This window comes from Neorhizobium galegae, assembly GCF_017877135.1.
Lineage (GTDB): Bacteria > Pseudomonadota > Alphaproteobacteria > Rhizobiales > Rhizobiaceae > Neorhizobium > Neorhizobium galegae_A.
The window spans coordinates 949,299-967,602 of record NZ_JAGIPH010000001.1 but is presented as its reverse complement, the minus strand read 5'-3'; the positions used below and the strand labels follow the sequence as shown (position 1 = coordinate 967,602).

20 protein-coding genes are annotated in these 18,304 nt (G+C 61.9%); all 20 read left to right on the top strand.

The window, feature by feature from the left end; genetic code table 11:
• Positions 1 to 164: 164 nt before the first annotated feature.
• Positions 165 to 803 carry a hypothetical protein gene (locus J2858_RS04750; RefSeq protein ID WP_210103558.1) on the top strand — a complete coding sequence of 213 codons (639 nt, stop codon included), beginning with the start codon at positions 165 to 167 and terminating at the stop codon, positions 801 to 803.
• The gene (locus tag J2858_RS04745) at positions 800 to 2,149 is read left to right on the top strand and encodes a MotB family protein (protein ID WP_210103557.1); all 1,350 of its coding nucleotides are present in this window, start codon (positions 800 to 802) and stop codon (positions 2,147 to 2,149) included. The genes J2858_RS04750 and J2858_RS04745 overlap by 4 nt, the downstream gene beginning before the upstream one ends.
• Before the next feature lie 23 nt (positions 2,150 to 2,172).
• On the top strand, positions 2,173 to 3,426 hold the full coding sequence (gene motC / locus J2858_RS04740; RefSeq protein ID WP_210103556.1) for a chemotaxis protein MotC: 1,254 nt from the start codon (positions 2,173 to 2,175) through the stop codon (positions 3,424 to 3,426).
• Positions 3,427 to 3,429: 3 nt separating this feature from the next.
• Complete coding sequence (locus J2858_RS04735; RefSeq protein WP_210103555.1) at positions 3,430 to 4,875, top strand: flagellar hook-length control protein FliK; 1,446 nt, start codon at positions 3,430 to 3,432, stop codon at positions 4,873 to 4,875.
• Positions 4,817 to 5,380: a transglycosylase SLT domain-containing protein gene (locus J2858_RS04730; RefSeq protein ID WP_210103554.1), complete on the top strand. Its 564-nt coding sequence runs from the start codon at positions 4,817 to 4,819 to the stop codon at positions 5,378 to 5,380. The genes J2858_RS04735 and J2858_RS04730 overlap by 59 nt, the downstream gene beginning before the upstream one ends.
• 282 nt (positions 5,381 to 5,662) lie before the next feature.
• Positions 5,663 to 6,334 carry a transcriptional activator Rem gene (gene rem, locus J2858_RS04725; RefSeq protein ID WP_210103553.1) on the top strand — a complete coding sequence of 224 codons (672 nt, stop codon included), beginning with the start codon at positions 5,663 to 5,665 and terminating at the stop codon, positions 6,332 to 6,334.
• Positions 6,335 to 6,559: 225 nt separating this feature from the next.
• Positions 6,560 to 8,104 (top strand): flagellar hook protein FlgE, encoded by a 1,545-nt coding sequence (locus tag J2858_RS04720; RefSeq protein WP_348635446.1) that lies wholly within the window; start codon positions 6,560 to 6,562, stop codon positions 8,102 to 8,104.
• Positions 8,105 to 8,135: 31 nt separating this feature from the next.
• On the top strand, positions 8,136 to 9,584 hold the full coding sequence (gene flgK, locus J2858_RS04715; protein WP_210103551.1) for a flagellar hook-associated protein FlgK: 1,449 nt from the start codon (positions 8,136 to 8,138) through the stop codon (positions 9,582 to 9,584).
• Positions 9,585 to 9,586: 2 nt separating this feature from the next.
• Positions 9,587 to 10,672: a flagellar hook-associated family protein gene (locus J2858_RS04710; RefSeq protein ID WP_210103550.1), complete on the top strand. Its 1,086-nt coding sequence runs from the start codon at positions 9,587 to 9,589 to the stop codon at positions 10,670 to 10,672.
• Positions 10,673 to 10,709: 37 nt separating this feature from the next.
• Positions 10,710 to 11,057, top strand: a complete 348-nt coding sequence (flaF, locus tag J2858_RS04705; protein WP_210103549.1) for a flagellar biosynthesis regulator FlaF — start codon at positions 10,710 to 10,712, stop codon at positions 11,055 to 11,057.
• Positions 11,054 to 11,503: a flagellar biosynthesis repressor FlbT gene (gene flbT / locus J2858_RS04700; RefSeq protein ID WP_210103548.1), complete on the top strand. Its 450-nt coding sequence runs from the start codon at positions 11,054 to 11,056 to the stop codon at positions 11,501 to 11,503. Before flaF ends, flbT begins: the two co-directional genes overlap by 4 nt.
• Positions 11,494 to 11,985 (top strand): flagellar hook assembly protein FlgD, encoded by a 492-nt coding sequence (gene flgD, locus J2858_RS04695; protein WP_210103547.1) that lies wholly within the window; start codon positions 11,494 to 11,496, stop codon positions 11,983 to 11,985. The genes flbT and flgD overlap by 10 nt, the downstream gene beginning before the upstream one ends.
• 53 nt (positions 11,986 to 12,038) lie before the next feature.
• Positions 12,039 to 12,305 (top strand): flagellar biosynthesis protein FliQ, encoded by a 267-nt coding sequence (gene fliQ / locus J2858_RS04690; RefSeq protein ID WP_210103546.1) that lies wholly within the window; start codon positions 12,039 to 12,041, stop codon positions 12,303 to 12,305.
• Between the two features lie 135 nt (positions 12,306 to 12,440).
• Positions 12,441 to 14,528 (top strand): flagellar biosynthesis protein FlhA, encoded by a 2,088-nt coding sequence (gene flhA / locus J2858_RS04685; RefSeq protein WP_210103545.1) that lies wholly within the window; start codon positions 12,441 to 12,443, stop codon positions 14,526 to 14,528.
• Positions 14,525 to 15,277 carry a flagellar biosynthetic protein FliR gene (gene fliR / locus J2858_RS04680; RefSeq protein ID WP_210103544.1) on the top strand — a complete coding sequence of 251 codons (753 nt, stop codon included), beginning with the start codon at positions 14,525 to 14,527 and terminating at the stop codon, positions 15,275 to 15,277. The genes flhA and fliR overlap by 4 nt, the downstream gene beginning before the upstream one ends.
• Before the next feature lie 7 nt (positions 15,278 to 15,284).
• On the top strand, positions 15,285 to 15,695 hold the full coding sequence (locus J2858_RS04675; RefSeq protein ID WP_210103543.1) for a hypothetical protein: 411 nt from the start codon (positions 15,285 to 15,287) through the stop codon (positions 15,693 to 15,695).
• A gap of 264 nt (positions 15,696 to 15,959) precedes the next feature.
• Positions 15,960 to 16,517, top strand: a complete 558-nt coding sequence (locus J2858_RS04670; RefSeq protein WP_210103542.1) for a rod-binding protein — start codon at positions 15,960 to 15,962, stop codon at positions 16,515 to 16,517.
• Positions 16,518 to 16,543: 26 nt separating this feature from the next.
• Positions 16,544 to 16,909, top strand: a complete 366-nt coding sequence (locus tag J2858_RS04665; protein ID WP_210104143.1) for a hypothetical protein — start codon at positions 16,544 to 16,546, stop codon at positions 16,907 to 16,909.
• Positions 16,909 to 17,448 (top strand): hypothetical protein, encoded by a 540-nt coding sequence (locus tag J2858_RS04660; protein WP_210103541.1) that lies wholly within the window; start codon positions 16,909 to 16,911, stop codon positions 17,446 to 17,448. The genes J2858_RS04665 and J2858_RS04660 overlap by 1 nt, the downstream gene beginning before the upstream one ends.
• A gap of 151 nt (positions 17,449 to 17,599) precedes the next feature.
• On the top strand, positions 17,600 to 18,301 hold the full coding sequence (locus tag J2858_RS04655) for a hypothetical protein (RefSeq protein ID WP_210103540.1): 702 nt from the start codon (positions 17,600 to 17,602) through the stop codon (positions 18,299 to 18,301).
• Positions 18,302 to 18,304: the final 3 nt, after the last annotated feature.

Below are 18,304 nucleotides of genomic sequence, written 5' to 3'. Positions count from 1 at the left end.
CCTCGCGCAAGTTTGGCGGCCTAAAGTTTCCGTATATTCACGCGCCCAATATATTCACGTTCTTTGTCTTATGACAGGCCTCGTGCATCGGGACTCAATCGGGACAGTGTCATGATCGCCTTGGCGAATTTTCGATCCTTCCACAGACACGCGGAGACGCGCGCATGACGGCGCCGCTTGCACGCTATCTCAAGGATTTCGGCGCGCCGGTGAGCGTGCCGGTGATGCCAAGCCTGATCGAAGAGGAGGACGACAGCCCGTTTTCCTTCGATCCTGCCCCAAGCGAACCTGCCGTCGACGTGGAGGCGGAAAGGGCTATCGCACGCGCCGAGGGCGAGGAGGCCGGCCGAGCCGAGATCATGGCGCTCTGGGAGAGCGAGCGCGCAGAAAGCGCCGCACGCCATGCAGACGAGATTGCCGCGCTTCGCCTTCAGCTTGAAGAACAGGCGGCAGCCCGTATCGAAACAAGTTTCCGCACCACGGTCGAAACCCTGTCGCTTGGCCTTTGTGACCAGGTGGCGCAGGTGCTTGCGCCAGTGATGACCGAGGTGCTTACGCAAAAGGCCGTCGAGGACCTGGCGCTGATGATCCGTCAGGCGCTTGGCGCAAATGCGGCCGCAAGCCTCTCCGTCCACGGCCCGGAGCCGATGTTTAATCTTTTGAAACAGGCGCTCGGCGAAGATGCTCCGCAGCTTCGCCATGTCGAGGCGCCGGATCTCGATATTTCCGTTGATATTGATGAGGCTGTTCTCGTGACGCGTATGTCCGCCTGGGCGGCCAGCCTGAAGAAGGTGTTGGGATGAGTGAACAGAACCACCACCACGGCAAGAACGAAATCATCATCGTCAAGAAGCATGGCGGCGGTCATGGCGGTGCCCATGGCGGCGCCTGGAAGATCGCCTATGCCGACTTCATGACCGCAATGATGGCCTTCTTCCTGGTGATGTGGCTGGTCAATGCCTCCAACGAGGAAACCAAGGCGTCGGTCGCAAGCTATTTCAACCCGATCAAGCTGTCGGACGAGACGCCGGCCAAGAAGGGCCTGTCGAAACCGGTCGAGACCTCGGAGGGCCAGGAAAAGAAGGAGCGCTCGAAGGTGAAGGCGGACGCCGACAAGATCGGTTCGGCTGCGGCAACCGGCGACGACCAGACCTCCCGCTCCGGCGACGAGGCGAATTATTCGGAAGCCGATTTCTTCGAAAACCCCTATTCGGTTCTGGCCGAAATCGCCCAGGAAGTCGGCCAGCAGGCCAATGTCAGCGCCAAGGGCGAGGGCGGCGCGAGCAATTCCGGTCCCGCCACCGGCGCAGATGGCGGCGAGGCCTTCCGCGATCCCTTCGATCCGGATTTCTGGACCAAGCAGATCCAGGTGACGCGCGCCGACGGCCAGCAGAAGGCGCCGGCCGAAAAGGCGCCGACCGTGGAGGCGAAAGCCGCCCCGCAGGAGACCCCGTCGACGCCGCCGCCTGCCGCATCCACTGCCACCGTCTCGGACATGGCCGTGCCCGACGATCTGCCGCAGGTGGCAAAATCATCCGCCGCCGCGTCCCAGAAGGCCGGTGCGGATACAGCCCAGCAGCTCACCGAAGCGCAGCTTGCCGCGGCCATTCCCCAGCCGCGGCCCGATCCGTCGACGCTCCAGCCGGATCAGAAGGGCACCGAAGCGCCGACCGCTGCCAACCGGCAGAAGCAGGCCGACGAGCTGCGCCAGGCCATCGAGAACCAGATCGCAGGCGTCTCCGGCAAGCTTGCCGAGGGACTGATCGTCACACCGGCCGAAGGCGGCGTTCTGGTGACGCTGTCGGACCAGAGCCAGACGCCGATGTTCAATCTCGGCTCTGCCGTGCCGCGCCGCGAAATGGTGCTGGCGATGGAAAAGATCGGTGGGCTGCTGAAAGGCCGGCCGGGTGAGGTGGTGATCCGCGGCCATACCGACGCGCGGCCCTTCCGCGATCCGCAGAACGACAACTGGCGCCTGTCGTCGGCGCGCGCCCACAGCGCCTATTTCATGTTGGTCAAGGGTGGGCTTGAAGAGACGCGCGTCAAGCAGATTTCCGGCTTCGCAGACCGGCGCCCGCAGGTGCCTGACGATCCGATGGCCGACCAGAACCGGCGCATCGAGATCCTGCTTCAGGACGGCAAGGGCTGATCATGGGCAAGCACGGGGCATCGATGAGACGTCTGGCGGCAGCCTTCCTTCTGGCAGGCCTGCCGCATGGCGCTCTGGCGCAGCAGGCGGTCGATGGCCTTCAGCCCTACCAGATGCTGCGCTCCCTGCAGTTCCTGCAGGATACGGTGGTGATGGGCGACCATTCGGCCGCCGAGATGCAGCGCTTCATGCTGTCGACCATCGATCGTGCCCTGCGCACCGCCGATCCAACGGTCTTTGACGACCCGCGCAATGTCGATGCCGTGCTGATCTATGCCATGAGCGGCGGCAATCCGGCGACGCTCGAATTTCTGGTCTCCAAGGATGTGGGGGGCAATTTCGATACGCGCGTGGCCGATGCGCTGCGCAAATATCTGGCCGGCAAGGGCTCGATGATTGCCGGCGGCATGGAAAAGATGGTGCCGGAATATCGCGGCCAGCGGATCGGTCCTTATCTGGCGCTGATTGCCGGCAATGTCACGGTGACGAAGACCCCGCAAAACGCGCTCGCCTTCTACGACTGGGCGCGGCTGACGGCGCCGGGAACGATTATCGAGGAGGCGGCTTTGCGCCGCTCCATCGCCATTACCGTCGAACTGGGCATGGTGGACAAGGCGCTGACCTATTCGCGCCAGTATGCGCGCCGGTTCGTCTTTTCACCCTATGCCAGCCAGTTCGCCGATCTTTTCGTGCGCCTCGTCGTGTCCCATTACGGCGCGCTGTCGGACGAGGATGTCCGCAATGCGCTGGAGCGGATGGATGACGACCGGGCCCGCGAGATCTACCTGCGCATTGCGCGCCAGGCGACCATCGATGGCAAGGCAAAGCTTGCGCAGTTCGCGTCCGGCGAGGCGGGCGCGCGTGGCGTCGCCATTTCCGAGGGAGACCGCGCCGTGGCCGGTCTCTACAGCGGCGCTGCCAAGCTTCCGAACGGCAAGGTGGAGGATGCCTCCAAGGCGCTTGCCGATATTCCGGACGCCAGGCTGAGCCCTCAGGACAAGGCGCTGCGCGCTGCCGCCCAGCGGGTGGCCGAAGAGGTTCTGCGCCCGCCTGTTGCCGAAAGCTTCAGACAAGACGAAGACGCTAATATTCAAAACGACATCAGCGGGGAGACCGTTTCCGCCGTCTCCGGCGATGAACGGGCCGGAAAGGCCGCAGCACCGGGCAAGACGCCGGGTGGCAGCGCTCCGAAGCTCGATCCAGCTTTTCAGACCTATGTCGACAGGGGCCGTTCGACGCTTGATGCCATCGACGACCTGTTGAAGGGGGAGAATTGAAGCATGGTTGCTGTTGACGTTTCTGCGAGGGCTCCGGCCGTCGATGCCGCATCTGCGTCCAAAATGTCCGGCAGCGGCCGGGGGGAGGGCGCCGAAGGCGGCTTCGGCTCGGCGCTGGACAGTCTGGATCAGGGTGGGCGCCAGCCAAGCGCGCGCGCCGGCGGGGAGGAAAATTCCGCACATCCTGCGGACGGCGAGACCGCGGGCGAGGAGCAGGGGGCGGCCAAATCGCGACTGGACCTCAGCCCCGCAGCGCTTGCCCGCTCGCGCCTGCCGGCGGGCGCCGGCGAAACCCTGCAGTCCAGACTGCGCACGTCGATCGACGCCGAAAAGGCATCCGCCGACACCGGTGAGACGCAGGGCAAGGCAACCGTCGAAGCGACAGCTTCCGGCAAGGCGGCCCGTGGCGGAAAGAGCCTGAAGGATCTTGAGAAAACGGCGAGCGACGCGCGTGACGACGCAGCGGGGGCGCAAGAGACGCAAGGCGAGGCCAAAGCCTCGACCGGCGACACGCTTGCCTCGATGCTGACGCTTCTGGCGGGCCCCGGCACGACTGGTGGCGCAGGCGAAGCTCTGACAGCGCTTCGCCAGGCCGGTGCCGCGGTGAAGGGCACGCGGGCGGGCGACGACGGCAAAGGCGAGCGCGTGGCGGCTGCCACGGCAAAGTCGGATGCGCTGTCGGCCCTTTCCGGCGAAGGCCAGAAGGTTGTCCTGCCGAACGATGACGGTGCCTCCGGCGCTGCCATGGACGAGCGGACCTTCCGCTTTGCCTCGGCGCGCGGCAAGGGCGCCAGCATGGACATGGTGATCGGCACGGGCCGGGACGGCACTGCCACGTTCGAGACGAAGGCCGCCTCCAATGGCGCTGCCGAAACCATCTCGGTACTCGATTCCCGCCGGTTCCTCGGCTTTGGCCAGTCGATCAACGGTGCAGCGCTCACGGCAGCAATGTCGGGTGATCCGGAATGGGCAAGCGCCATGCAGCCCGGATCGGCACTCTCCAACGCGGCCTCCCAGACGAGCACCGGCAATGTCGTCAATACGCTGAAGCTGCAGATGACGCCGATCGATCTCGGCACCGTCACGGCGACGCTGAAGCTCGTCGGCGACACGCTGAATGTCCAGCTGACGGTGGAGAACCGGGCAGCCCACAAACAGCTGACGCAGGATACGAGCGGCATCCTCGACGCGCTGCGCGCCCAGGGCTTCTCCGTCGACCAGGTGACGGTCACGGTGGCGCCGGCCGCCGCGACGGACGTATCGGCACAGCCCCAGGATCTTGGCCAGCAGGCGGCCGGTTCCGGCCCCGGCCGCGAAGGCGGCTCAGGCCGTGACCAGCAGGCCCAGTCGTCCGGCCAGCCGGGCAGCAGCACTTCAGGAATGATCGAGAATGACCCTCAGACGGATACTGGCGCTGACCGCGCTCGGCCTGACCTTCTTTACCTCTGAGGCGCTTGCCGTCTCTCCTGGCGCCTGTGAGACGGAAATCCAGGCGGCTGCAGCCAAATACGGCATTCCCGAGGGCATCCTCTATTCGGTCGGTCTCACCGAGACCGGCCGCAAGGGCAGCCTTTACCCCTGGGCGCTGAATATCGAGGGCAAGGCGCTGTTTCCAGAAACGCCGATGGCCGCCTTTGAAGCCTTCAAGGCGGCGCGCGGCGAGGGCAAGGTGCTCATCGACATCGGCTGCATGCAGATCAACCATCACTTCCACGGCGAGAATTTTGCCTCCATGCGGGCCATGTTCGACCCGAAAACCAACGTGGAATATGCGGCAAAATTCCTGCGCAATCTCCATGACCGGCACGAGACCTGGACCATGGCGGTAGCCCGCTACCATGCCGGCCCCAACAATGATCCGGCCCAGAAGCAATATGTCTGCCGTGTCATCGCCAATCTGGTGGCCACCGGCTACGGAAAATGGACGCCGACGGCGTCGCAATTTTGCGGTTGAGTACAACCTTGAATTGATATCGCCGATCAAAAAGAACGCTGGCCGATTCCTGCCGTGAGTTGGACCAAAACGAGGCAGGGCAAGCGCAACTTTATGTGACGTTAACTTTTCCACCGGCGAATTGTGTTTTTCCACACGGCAAACCACTAAATATGGGTCAAATCGCGACATAAGGGTTAAGCAACTATTAATTACCATAGTTAACTTCGTGTAGTTGTCCAAGATTCGTACGATTCGTACCCATACTCCATCGAGGCACCACACTGATTCGGAGGCGGACGAATGATCGTAGTGGTTGATGAGCGTGAGCTTGTTAAAGAGGGTTACACCTCACTGTTTGGACGCGAGGGAGTTCCCTCGACAGGGTTTGATCCGAAGGAATTCGGGGAATGGGTCGCAACGGCGGCAGACACGGATCTTGACGCCGTGGAAGCTTTCCTGATCGGCCAGACCGGGCGCTCGCTCGAACTGCCGCGGGCCATCCGCGATCGTTCGATGGCGCCGGTGATTGCGGTCAGCGATCAGCATTCGCTGGAAGCAACGCTTGCCCTCTTTGACAGCGGCGTCGACGATGTGGTGCGCAAGCCGGTTCACCCACGCGAGATCCTGGCACGGGCAGCGGCCATCCGCCGCCGCCTGAAGGCGATCTCCAATTTCACCGACATCGGCCCCATCCGGGTGTTTTCCGATGGTCGCGATCCGGAAATCGAAGGCGACATCTTCCCCTTGCCGCGCCGCGAGCGCCGCATCCTGGAATATCTGGTCGCCAACCGTGGCCGTCGCGTTTCCAAGACCCAGATCTTCAACGCGATCTATGGCATCTTCGACGAGGAAGTCGAAGAAAACGTCGTGGAAAGCCACATCAGCAAGCTGCGCAAGAAACTGCGCAAGAAGCTCGGTTTCGACCCGGTCGATTCCAAACGCTTCCTCGGCTACTGCATCGACTGGAACTGAGACAGTTCCACCGGCACGCCGGCCCCTCTTCATCCGTGATTAGCCATATATGACCCCGGAAATCGACGTCGGTTTCCGGGGTTGTATTTTGTCTGGCTTATGAAAGCCCTCAGCAACACTCCGGCAGGCCGCGCGACGAGCTGCCGCTCAAAAGGTGAGAACAGACAGCTTCACGCAAGGCCCGTCATCTAGTGTCCACACCATAGGCAATACGGGGATTTTGATATGAGTCTTTACGGAACGATGCGGACCGGGGTGTCGGGAATGAACGCCCAGGCGAACCTCCTGGGGACCGTATCCGACAACATCGCCAATTCGAGCACGGTCGGCTACAAGAAGTCGTCGACGCAGTTTTCATCGATGATCCTGCCGTCGTCGAACGGCTCCTACAATTCGGGCGGCGTGAACACCACGGTTCGCTACTCGATCAACGATCAGGGATCGTTCTCCTACACGACCTCCTCGACCGATCTTGCCATCAATGGCGAGGGCTTCTTCATCGTCAAGGGCAGCGATGGCGCAGACTACCTGACGCGCGCCGGCAATTTCGAGATCCAGGACAACGGCTCGCTGCAGAACGCGGCCGGCTTCACGCTGATGGGCTATCCCTATTCCTCGACCGAAGATCCGACGATCGTCATCAACGGCTTCGAAGGCCTGACCGAGATCAATGTCGCTGCCGGCGGACTGAAGTCCACCCCCTCGAGCGCAGGCTCCGTCTCCGGCAACCTGCCGGGCAATGAAGCGGTCGGCTACACGAAGAAATCCTCGCTCGTCGCCTATGACTCGCAGGGCAATTCCAGAACCCTCGACCTCGTCTACACCAAGGCCTCGGAAAACTCCTGGACGCTCGACATCCAGTATAACGGCATCTCGGTCACCGGCCAGGTGCCATCCGGATCGACGACGGCGGCCGTTACCGGCAATCTCTATGCCGCGGCTGCCACGGGTGCGACCTATTCCACCAAGTCGGTCGCCTATGACAGCGCGGGCGCTGCCCATACGCTGAACTACAACTACACCAAGACGGCGGCCGGCTGGGACCTGGAAGTGCTTGACGGCACGACGTCGATCGGCACCTCGTCGCTCACCTTCGACGCCGCCGGCGTGCTGACCAGCGCCGCCACCATGACGACGACGGCAAACGGCCTGCTCGGTGCGCTCACCGTCAGCCTGAGCGGTCTGGCGAGCGGCACCGGTGTCTCCTCCGTCATCGGCTCCTCCAACGGCAACGGCACCGGCTACGAGCTTTCGTTCAATAGCACCGGGCAGTTGCTGAGCCCGACCACCGTCACCACGACGAGCCAGTCGATCGCCGGCGCAACGCTGAGTGGCCTCACCATCGATGTGGCAAACATTTCGCAGAAGGGCGCCGACTACTCGATCACCGGCAATATCAACGGCCAGGGCGCAAGCTCGGTCGACAAGATCGAGATCGGCAAGGATGGCATCGTCTCCATTCTCTACAAGAACGGGCAGTCCATTCCCTCCTACCGCATTGCCATGGCCATGGTGCAGAGCCCCAACAACCTCAATCCGGCAGCCGGCAATGTCTACACGCAGAGCAATGATTCCGGCGTGATCGTCATGGGCTATGCCGGCAGCAGCGGCTACGGCGAGATCCTGTCGGGGGCACTGGAAGATTCCAACGTCGATATCGGCGAGGAACTGACCGAGATGATCCAGGCCCAGCGTAACTACACGGCCAATTCGAAGGTCTTCCAGACCGGTTCCGAACTTCTGGAAACGCTGGTCAACCTCAAGAGGTAATCGCGCGTAACGTCCGAAAAAGGTTAGTCACATGTCGCTTTCCACCGCACTGTCCACCGCGCAGTCGATCTTCAACAACACCGGGACGCAAACCTCGGTGACGTCGACGAACATTTCCAATGCGCAGAACGCCAATTATGTCCGGCGTTCTGCAGTGTTGGTTACTGCCGGCAATGGCGCGCTCGTGGCCGGCACCGAGCGGTCGCAGAACCAGACGCTGCTGCGCCAGACCATCGCAAGCACCTCGCTTGCGAGCGGTCAGTCGACGCTGCTGTCGGGCCTTCAGGAAATTCGCGGCCTGCTCGGCAACAACGACTATGACACCTCGCCGAGCGCCAGGCTTTCCAAGCTTCTGTCCAACCTCGATGCCTATTCGGCAAAGCCGAACGAGGCAACGCTTGCCTCGACGGCCGTCTCGTCCGCGCAGGATGTGGCCGACACGCTGAACAATGCCTCCAAGGAAGTACAGGCGATCCGCACCCGTGCGGACTCGCAGATCAAGAGCCAGGTCGACACGCTGAACGGCCTGCTCAAGCAGTTCGAGTCCGCCAATACCGATGTGATGCGGGCAACCGTATCGAACGCCGATCCCAGCAACGCGCTCGACACACGCGAAACCCTGCTGAAGCAGATTTCAGAAATCGTCGGCATCTCCACCGTGTCGCGTCCCGGCGGCGATGTGGCCATCTATACCACCGACGGCACGACGCTCTTCGAGAAGGTCCCGCGCACGGTTTCCTTCGCGGCCACGGCCACTTATACCGCAGCCACCACAGGCAACGCGATCTATATCGATGGCGTCGCGATGAAGGCCGGCACCGGCTCCGATACGGATGCAGACGGTTCGCTGCAGGCGCTGTTGCAGATTCGCGACGACATCGCGCCGACCTTCCAGAGCCAGCTCGATGAAGTGGCGCGCGGCCTGATCGTTGCCTTTGCCGAAACCGGCCCGACCGGGTCGCTGGCCGCCAAGGCCGGCCTGTTCACCAATGGCGTCGATGACAGCGTGCCGGCCTCCGGCACCCTGGTTCCGGGGCTTGCCGGCAGCATTTCCATCAATGCCGCCGTCAAGGCCAGCCCGCAGCTTTTGCGCGATGGCGGCATGAATGGCGCAAGCTATGTGGTCAACACGCAAGGGGCCGCCGGCTTCTCGACGCTGCTTGACAGCTATTCCCAGGCGCTGCAGACGCCGCAGCCCTTCGACCCCGCAAGCGGTCTCGACGGCAGTCTCGACGTCATGTCCTTTGCCTCGGATTCCACCGGCTGGCTCGAAAGCCTGCGCAGCAGCGCATCCTCGGCCGACGAAAGCAAGAGCGCCATGAAGACGCGCGCCCTGCAGGCCTATTCCAGCGAAACGGCCGTCAGCCTCGACGAGGAACTGTCGCTGCTGCTCGATATCGAACAATCCTACAAGGCCGCCACCAAGCTCGTCAGCACCATTGACGAGATGATGAAAGCCCTTCTGGCGGTGGGAGGCTAATCATGAAGACGTCTTTCAGCTCAAGCGTTTCCATCCAGACAAGCCTTCGCCAGGCCATGTCCAAGGCGCAATCCGATCTGGTCAAGGCCAACGAAGAGGTCACGACCGGCGTGCATGCCGACATGGGCGTGGCGCTCGGCGGAAGCACCTCCCGCAGCATCGATCTCAGCCGCGACGTGATGCGCATCGAAGGTCAGCTCACGACGAACTCGATTGCCGAGCAGCGCCTGAACTCGTCGGAGGAAGCGCTGTCGAAGATGGCCGATGTCAGCCAGAAAGTGCTCGACTCGCTGGCCGCACTCACCAACAGCACCTCAACGCTCGGTGACGCGCGCGCCACGATCACCAGCGCCATGGACACATTCACTGATATGGCCAACACGTCGGTGACCGGTGAATACCTGTTTTCCGGCACCAATACCGATGTGAAGCCGCTCACCTCCTATACCGCGGCCGGCTCGCCCTTCCAGGCGGCGGTGGATACGGAGCTGAACTTCTACATGTCCAGCAACGGCATTGCGTCAGTCAACACCATGACGCCGGCGCAGATGCAAGGTTTCCTCACCGATTTGCAGGGTAAGTTCGACGGCACCACGACACTGACCGATCCACCCCATACGGGCATGGGCGGTCAGGACTTCTGGTCGAGCTTCGTGTCGGATGCGAGCGACACCAACATGACGACGCGCATCAGCTCGACGGAAGTGGTGGCCACCTCGACCAATGCCAACAGCACCGGTTTCCGCAACTTCATGTTTGCCTCCGTCGTGTCCAGCAAGTTCCTGACGGAGCAAATGCCGGAAAACGTGCGCAGCGTCGTGGTGGAGAAATCCACCGCCGCCATCGGCAAGGCGATTTCCGGCATCAACAGCCAGCGCTCCGACATCGGTCTGTCCTCCCAGCGCGTCAAGCAGGCGGACGATACGCTCGAAGCACAGAAAACCATCATCGAAACGCATCTGAACTCGCTTCAGGGCATCGATGCCTATGAAGCATCCACCCGCGTGACCTCGCTGCAGGCGCTTCTCGAAGCCGCCTACACGCTGACCTCGCGAATTCAGAAATTGAGCCTTGTGAACTTCCTCTGATGAATGGGGGAGGTTGGTGAAAATGAAGGATACATGAATGTACCAGTTTTCATATGCCGAGGTCATGGAGGACGACGTCGCCGACGCCAAGTCCCGTGAGCGGCAGGCCCTCGAAAGGTCGATCGACCTGATGAAAGCGGCGCGTGATGCGCCGCCGCACGGACGCCAGACGATCGAGGCGCTTTTCTATACGCGGCGCGTCTGGATCAGGTTCATCGAGGACCTGCGCCAGCCGGAGAACGAACTGAATGTCGAACTCCGGGCCAATCTGATCTCCATTGCCCTCTGGATCCTCAAGGAATGCGAACGCATCAGGCGCCGCCAGTCCGACAACTTCCAGGGCATCATCGACGTGACAACCATCATCAGGGATGGACTTAAATGAAAAGTACACTGCGCATCTCGCTGAAATCCGGCGAACGAATCTTCATCAACGGCGCTGTTCTGCGGGTGGACCGCAAGGTCGCGCTGGAGTTTCTCAACGACGTCACCTTCCTGCTGGAAAACCACGTTCTCCAGCTCGAAGACGCCACCACGCCGCTGCGTCAGCTTTACTTCATCGCGCAGATGATGCTGATCAACCCGGAAGGCAAGGAACAGTCGCTGGCGATGTTCCGCAAGTCGATCACCATGCTGATCTCCTGCTTCCACGATGACGAGGTTCTGGCCGAACTGAAGCGCGTCGATGCCATGGTCGCCAGCGGCCGCGCCTTCGATGCCCTGAAGGCCATCCGCGGCCTCTATGCCATCGAAGACCGCATCCTCAACAGCCAGGAAATGACGCCGGCGACGGTCGAGCAGATCCGCCGGGAGATCGCACCATGGCGGTAGACGCAGTCACCACCAACACCACCACGACGACGACTGCGGCCTCCAACCCCTGGTCCAATGCCGGCGCGTCTTCGAGTGACAAGAACAAGGCGGACCTCAACTATGACAGCTTCCTGAAGCTGCTCATTGCCCAGATGAAGAACCAGGACCCCACCAGCCCGATGGATGCGTCCCAGCAGATCTCGCAGCTGGCGTCGTTTTCGCAGGTGGAGCAGAGCATTCAGACGAACACGCATCTGAAGAGCATGCTGCAGGCCGAGGCGCTCACCCGCGCCGGCGATCTGGTCGGCAAGTATGTCAAGAGCGCCGACGACACCGTGACCGGCAAGATCAAGGAAGCGCAGGTCTATTCGGACGGCCTCATCGCCGTCACCGAAAGCGGCGACAAGGTGCTCATGCAGGCCGGCGTCATCTTGTCGAACGGTCCGATCACCGACACGGAATCCTCGACGTCGGGCGGTTCGAGCGATACAAGCAAGTGATCACTCGTCCCCGATTCCATCGGGCCTGAATCAGTCAGGGAAGGAATGGCTCAATGAATGAAGCCGATGCGCTGGAAATCATGCAGGCGGCGATGAGGACGGTCCTCATCGCCTCCGGCCCCGCGGTTCTGGCGGCCATGGTCGTCGGCGTCGCCATCGCCTTTCTTCAGGCGCTGACCCAGATCCAGGAAATGACCCTCACCTTCGTGCCGAAGATCGTTGCCATTCTCCTCGCCGTCGGCCTGTCGGCGCCGTTCATTGGCAGCCAGATCTATCTGTTCTCGCAGCTCGTCTTTTCCCGCGTGCAATCGGGTTTCTGACCCGGCGCCCTCGCTTCTCTGGCGCCATGCCGTCTCCTGCGTGATCAGCCATCCTCGCGCAAGCTTCGTTCTCTAGGGTTGCGATGAACTGGCGTGACCCTCGTTGCGCCGCCTTCTCATGAAGAGACGGAACCCATGGCGCAACCACCCTCACTCTCCATTCCCAAGGTCGCCCCGAACGGCCGGGATATCGGCTTTGCCCTTGGCATCATTGCCATCCTGTGCATCCTGTTCCTGCCGATCCCGACCTTCCTCATCGACATGGGACTGGCGTTCTCCATCGCCTTTTCGGTGCTGATCCTGATGGTGGCGCTGTGGATCGAGCGGCCGCTGGATTTCTCGTCCTTCCCGACCATTCTTCTGATTTCAACGATGATCCGCCTGTCGCTCAATATCGCGACGACCCGCGTCATCCTCAGCCATGGACATGAGGGTCACAATGCCGCCGGCGGCGTGATTTCGGGCTTTGCCTCGCTGGTGATGTCCGGCGACTTCCTGATCGGGGTCATCGTCTTCATGATCCTGGTGACGGTCAACTTCATCGTCATTACCAAGGGTGCGACGCGTATTGCCGAAGTTGGCGCGCGCTTTACCCTCGATGGCATTCCCGGCAAGCAGATGTCGATCGATGCGGACCTGTCGGCCGGCATCATCGACGAGAAGGAGGCGCAGCGCCGCCGCCGCGAGCTGGAAGAGGAAAGCATGTTCTTCGGCGCCATGGACGGTGCCTCCAAGTTCGTGCGCGGCGATGCCATCGCCGGCCTCCTCATCACCGCCATCAACGTGTTTGGCGGCATCATCATCGGCTATTTCCGCCATGGCATGGAGATCGGCCAGGCCGCTGACGTCTTCGTCAAGCTGTCGGTCGGCGATGGTATCGTCTCGCAGATCCCCGCCCTTGTCGTCTCGCTTGCGGCCGGTCTCCTCGTCTCGCGCGGCGGCACGGCGGGCACCGCCGACAAGGCCGTCATCGACCAGCTCGGCGGCTATCCGCGCGCGCTCTCGCTTGCGGCCTCTCTGATGGGCATCCTGGCGCTCGTTCCCGGCCTGCCGTTCCTGCCCTTCGTCACGCTCGGCGGCATCATGGCATTTGGCGCCTGGATCGTGCCGCGTCGCCTCGAGGCGGAAAACAAGCAGCGCCGCGACACGGAAGAAAAGAAGGTCATCCAGACGAAGGAAGCCGAGAAGGATTCCGTCAAGTCGATGCTGAAGACCGCCGAGATCGAGCTGGCGCTCGGCAAGCAGGTCTCGACGCGGCTTCTCGGCGCGCACCAGGAACTGGCCTTCCGCGTGGGCAAGATGCGCAAGAAGTTTGCCACGCAGTATGGTTTCGTCGTGCCCGAGATCAAGGTTGCCGACGATATCTCGATCCCGGAGAAATCCTACCAGATCCGCATCCACGGCACGACGATCGCCTCCAATTCGCTGCGCGTCGGCGATGTGCTTGTCGTGACCGGTTCCGGTCGCAAGCCGAGCATTCCCGGCGACGAGATCCGCGAACCCGCCTTCGGCATGCCGGCAGTCTCCATCCTCGAAGCCTTTGCCGACGACCTGAAGCGCGAGGGTTTCCACCCAATCGACAATGTCTCCGTCGTGCTCACGCATCTTTCGGAAGTCATCCGCAACAACCTGCCGCAGCTTCTGTCCTACAAGGACGTCAAGGTGCTGATCGACCGGATGGACCCGGAATACAAGAAGCTGGCGGACGAGATCTGCTCCTCGCACATGTCCTACTCGGGCCTGCAGGCGGTGCTGAAACTGCTGCTGGCCGAGCGTGTCTCCATTCGCAACCTGCATCTCATCCTGGAAGCCGTGGCCGAACTGGCCCCGCATGTCAGAAAGACCGAACAGATCGTCGAGCATGTGCGGGTGCGCATGGCCCAGCAGCTCTGCGGCGACCTGGCCGACAACGGCGTGCTGCGCGTGCTGCGTCTCGGCAGCAAGTGGGACCTTCTGTTCCACCAGGCGCTGAAGCGCGATCCCAAGGGCGAGGTGGTGGAATTCGACATCGATCCGCGTGCGCTCGAGGAGTTCAGCGAGCAGGCCGCCAAGGTTATCCGTGAATTCATGGACCGCGGCCTGCCTTTCGTGCTTGTCACCTCTCCCGAAACACGGTCCTATGTGCGCATGATCATCGAACGCCTGTTCTCGACGCTTCCCGTGCTGTCGCATGTGGAACTCGCCAAGGGGCTCGACATCAAGATATTGGGCTCGATTTCATGATTACAGACCCGCAGGGGATCATGCTGGCGCTTTTCCTGGCTTTCTGCCGGATGGGCGGCTGCATTCTGACCCTGCCGGGTTTTTCGAGCGCCCGCCTGCCGACCAATATCCGCCTGATGGTGGCGATTGCCGTGTCGATGGCCATCCTTCCCGTCATCTGGGACAGCGTCTATCCGAATGCCTCGGCACCGCCCGCCACCTATATCGGCCTCATCGCGTCTGAAACGCTGGTCGGCGTGATGTATGGCATGATCGCGCGCGTCTATGTGCTGGGCCTGCAATATGCCGGTGCGATTCTCGGCATGTCGATCGGTTTTACCGCACCCGGCGGCCATGACATCCTTGAGGATACGTCGGAATCGTCGGTTACCAGCCTTCTCACCTTTTCCGGGCTGATGCTGCTGTTCATCATGGATTTCCACCACATGGTGTTTCACGCGCTGATCGATTCCTACAAGGCGACGCCGGTCGGCGCGCTGGTGGAGCCGCAGAAGATGCTGATCACGCTCACCGACACGCTGCGGGCCTCGACCTCGATCATGCTGCGCCTTGTCAGCCCCTTCCTGATCTACGGCCTGCTGTTCAACGTGGCGATCGGCCTCGTCAATAAGCTTGCGCCGCAGATCCCGGTCTACTTCATCTCGACGCCCTATCTGATCACCGGCGGCATTTTCATGCTGTATCTGGCCATCGCCGCGATGATGCGGCAGTTTTCCGACGGTTTCCCCGCGGTCTTCAACTCCTTCTGAGGCAGGCATGGCAGGCGGCGGACAACCAAGATCCAGGAAGCTCAAACGGCTCGTTGCCGTGCAGCGGCATCTTGAAAAGATGGCCGAAGGCGAACTGGCCGCAACCAGCGTGCAGCGCGTCGAAGTCGGCCAGCAGATGGATCTGGTCATCGAGGCCATCGGCTCGATGACGCCGCTGCACATGCAGTTCTCTCGCAATTATTCCGAACGCTTCGGCCGGCTGATGATCAAGGACAAGCAGCTTGCCGGCGTGCAGCAGGTGCTGGAGGCGCGCGTCATCCGCGAGCGCACCAAGGGCGACCGGCTGGAGGAGCACATGAAGGATGCGCGCATGGACGAAGACCGGGAGCGCGACGACAACGCCATCTACGATCTTCTGGAAATGACCCTGTTGCCCGGCAAGGCAAAGCCGTTCTGACATTGTGTCCGATTCGCGCGGCCGTTGGCTGGCAAGCGTCACCCTGGCCGAACTTCTGCGGGCATTTTTGCGCGCCGGGCCACCGGGACTGTAAAGGCGATGTCTGCGCTGCGGCTGAAAATATCTATTGAAATCAAGGGATAATGCCCGGCTCAAGCCAGGGCTGTCGATTGGGGCCGCGGCTTTTTGCGAAGGTGCCGCCACGCCAGCCTGCAGCAAGCTTCGATCCGCATAGTGGCGCCATTCAGATGAAAGGAAGCTCACGTGGCGATCTCTCCTCCCAGTGACCTCGTGCTCGACGTGCTGCGCGCCGCAGACCCGAGCGATGTTCAGGCGGCCCAGGCGAAATTGATGGCAAGCCGCGCGGCCTTTGCCGCCAAAAGCGTTGCCTCTGCCGTGCCAGGCTTTGGCCTTGCCATGGATCTGCTTGACGGACCGGAAAGCAAGGCGAATGTCCATCGCGCCGATGTGAAGGCGAAGTCCGCCGAAATGCCCGAGGAATATCGCAAGTTCGAGGCCTCGGTCCTGCAGACCTTCGTCAACTCGATGATGCCGAGCGACAGCGAACAGGTCTACGGCAAGGGCTCGGCAGGCGATTTCTGGAAAAGCATGATGTCGGAGCAGATCGCCAACCAGATCTCCAAGAGTGGCGGCGTCGGCATTGCCGAACAGGTCTATTCGCAGGCGCTGCAGAAGGCCCGCAGCGAAGGTCAGGTCAATGCCAAGACCGATGAGAATGATCGCAGCCGGACGCTCTCCATGATCAACGACTTTGAACGTAAGGTATTCGACCTTGCACCGGCAGAACGGGGCGAGGCGTGACAATGCAGCATAGCGGAAGCGAAAACATGGAAGTGATCTCCAACGATTATCGTATCAAGACGGTGCTTGGCCGGCTGGAGATGATCGTCGACAACGAGAATGAACGGATCGGCAAGGATCCGCAGTTCGACCTCAAGGTCTCGAACGCGCACAAGAGCCGCTGCCTCTATGAGCTGACGATGCTGTTTCGCAGCACGAGCCCGCAGGAGCTGGCCGTCAACCATATCGAGCAGATGCATGCGTTGAAGGTGAAGCTGGCGCTGAATGCCCGGCGGGTGGAAGCCCATCTGAACGCCGTGCGCACCGTCGCCGACCTTCTGAAGAACGCCGTGCGCGACGCCGATGGCGACGGCACCTATACCCAAGAACAATTCTACTACAGCGAAACCTGATGATTAAGCTCGTTATCACCGGTCTGTGGGTCTGTGCCGTGTCGCTGGGCGCCGTCTATTTCTCCGTGAAAATGTCGGCCCCGCCGCCGCCGGTGGATGAGCAGCAATTGATGAAGGACAAGTCCGAACTGGTGAAGGGCGAGGTGATCAACGTGCCCGTCCTCGCCAACGGCGCCGTGCAGGGCTATTTCATCACTCGCATCTCCTTTCTCATGGACAAGGCGAAGGTGAAGGGCCTGCATCTGCCCATGACCGAAATGATGACCGACGAGCTGTTCACGCTTCTGGTCGGCAATCGCATGGTGGACCTGTCGGACACCAAGGCATTTGATCTGGAAAGCTTCAAGACCAGCATCAAGACCAACCTCAACAAGAAGCTGGGGGAGGAGTATGTGCTGGAGCCGCTGGTCGAGCAGATCGATTACCTCTCCAAGGACGATATCCGCGCCAATGCCGATCGCCCGCAGGGCAAGCAGGTGGCGCCGACGAAGATCGTCGAAGGCGTGGCACCGGTTGCAGCGCCCAAAAGCGGCCACTGATTTTTGGCGCGTTGCGGGTGAAGATCCTGCGCTCAGCCTCGTCTTAACGAAAGTCGAATCCGACCGTTCGGATTCGACGTGTTTGCTTAAATGCAGTTTTAGTGCCGCCTGATATTGCTGCTGCCAGTCAGCAACGAATGTCAGGTGCTTCATGCCGCGTCAACTTCATGCCTGGGACCATCTCTCCGGTCTGCCTTTCGAGTCCACGCAAACTCGAAAAGATAGTTCCAGCGTCCGGACAAGCGGCCTTGCCCGCGAGCGCCTGCCGCATTCCCCCCACCTCCTGGGGCTTGCCTTTGCGGCCCAGTCGTGGGGCGAAACGCTTCTGGTGCTCGATGCGGCAGCCCGCGCCCGCGGCAATAGCCGCACCGTCGGCTTCCTCACGCTTGCAGGTCTTTGCCGCGCGATGATCGATCCTGCCGCCCGCGACGCCGGGTCGGCGCGCATGCTTCTGCCGGCCGATGGCACGGTGGCCGCGATGCTGTCGCTTGCCACGCGCCGCCCGGTCGATACCTTCGGGCCGGCCGAGGTCGTCTCCTCGCTCCTGACCTTCATGGAACCCCGCCGCATCCTGCTTGCCGGCGCAAACCCGCGGCGGCTGGAGGCGACGCGTCGCTTTATCCGTGCCCATGCGCCGTGGCATGAGGTCAGCATGGCCCGGACGAAGGAGCTTGCCGGCTGGCGCCCTGAGACCGCTTTCGGTTCGCCGGATCAGGCAACCGGTGCCGATCTTCTTCTCATCGACGGTGCGGGCTATGGGGCCGAACGCCAGATGGCGCGCAATCCGGACCTGCGCCCCCACGGGCTCATTCTTCTGTGCAGCGATCTGTTTGGCGCCTGCGCCCGGCGATAGCCG

Bases quoted from the DNA above. Each gene is read 5' to 3' on its own strand.
- J2858_RS04750 (WP_210103558.1), top strand. From the start codon at position 165: ATGACGGCGCCGCTTGCACGCTATCTCAAGGATTTCGGCGCGCCGGTG.
- J2858_RS04745 (WP_210103557.1), top strand. From the start codon at position 800: ATGAGTGAACAGAACCACCACCACGGCAAGAACGAAATCATCATCGTC.
- motC (WP_210103556.1), top strand. From the start codon at position 2,173: ATGAGACGTCTGGCGGCAGCCTTCCTTCTGGCAGGCCTGCCGCATGGC.
- J2858_RS04735 (WP_210103555.1), top strand. From the start codon at position 3,430: ATGGTTGCTGTTGACGTTTCTGCGAGGGCTCCGGCCGTCGATGCCGCA.
- J2858_RS04730 (WP_210103554.1), top strand. From the start codon at position 4,817: ATGACCCTCAGACGGATACTGGCGCTGACCGCGCTCGGCCTGACCTTC.
- rem (WP_210103553.1), top strand. From the start codon at position 5,663: ATGATCGTAGTGGTTGATGAGCGTGAGCTTGTTAAAGAGGGTTACACC.
- J2858_RS04720 (WP_348635446.1), top strand. From the start codon at position 6,560: ATGAGTCTTTACGGAACGATGCGGACCGGGGTGTCGGGAATGAACGCC.
- flgK (WP_210103551.1), top strand. From the start codon at position 8,136: ATGTCGCTTTCCACCGCACTGTCCACCGCGCAGTCGATCTTCAACAAC.
- J2858_RS04710 (WP_210103550.1), top strand. From the start codon at position 9,587: ATGAAGACGTCTTTCAGCTCAAGCGTTTCCATCCAGACAAGCCTTCGC.
- flaF (WP_210103549.1), top strand. From the start codon at position 10,710: ATGTACCAGTTTTCATATGCCGAGGTCATGGAGGACGACGTCGCCGAC.
- flbT (WP_210103548.1), top strand. From the start codon at position 11,054: ATGAAAAGTACACTGCGCATCTCGCTGAAATCCGGCGAACGAATCTTC.
- flgD (WP_210103547.1), top strand. From the start codon at position 11,494: ATGGCGGTAGACGCAGTCACCACCAACACCACCACGACGACGACTGCG.
- fliQ (WP_210103546.1), top strand. From the start codon at position 12,039: ATGAATGAAGCCGATGCGCTGGAAATCATGCAGGCGGCGATGAGGACG.
- flhA (WP_210103545.1), top strand. From the start codon at position 12,441: ATGGCGCAACCACCCTCACTCTCCATTCCCAAGGTCGCCCCGAACGGC.
- fliR (WP_210103544.1), top strand. From the start codon at position 14,525: ATGATTACAGACCCGCAGGGGATCATGCTGGCGCTTTTCCTGGCTTTC.
- J2858_RS04675 (WP_210103543.1), top strand. From the start codon at position 15,285: ATGGCAGGCGGCGGACAACCAAGATCCAGGAAGCTCAAACGGCTCGTT.
- J2858_RS04665 (WP_210104143.1), top strand. From the start codon at position 16,544: ATGGAAGTGATCTCCAACGATTATCGTATCAAGACGGTGCTTGGCCGG.
- J2858_RS04660 (WP_210103541.1), top strand. From the start codon at position 16,909: ATGATTAAGCTCGTTATCACCGGTCTGTGGGTCTGTGCCGTGTCGCTG.
- J2858_RS04655 (WP_210103540.1), top strand. From the start codon at position 17,600: ATGCCGCGTCAACTTCATGCCTGGGACCATCTCTCCGGTCTGCCTTTC.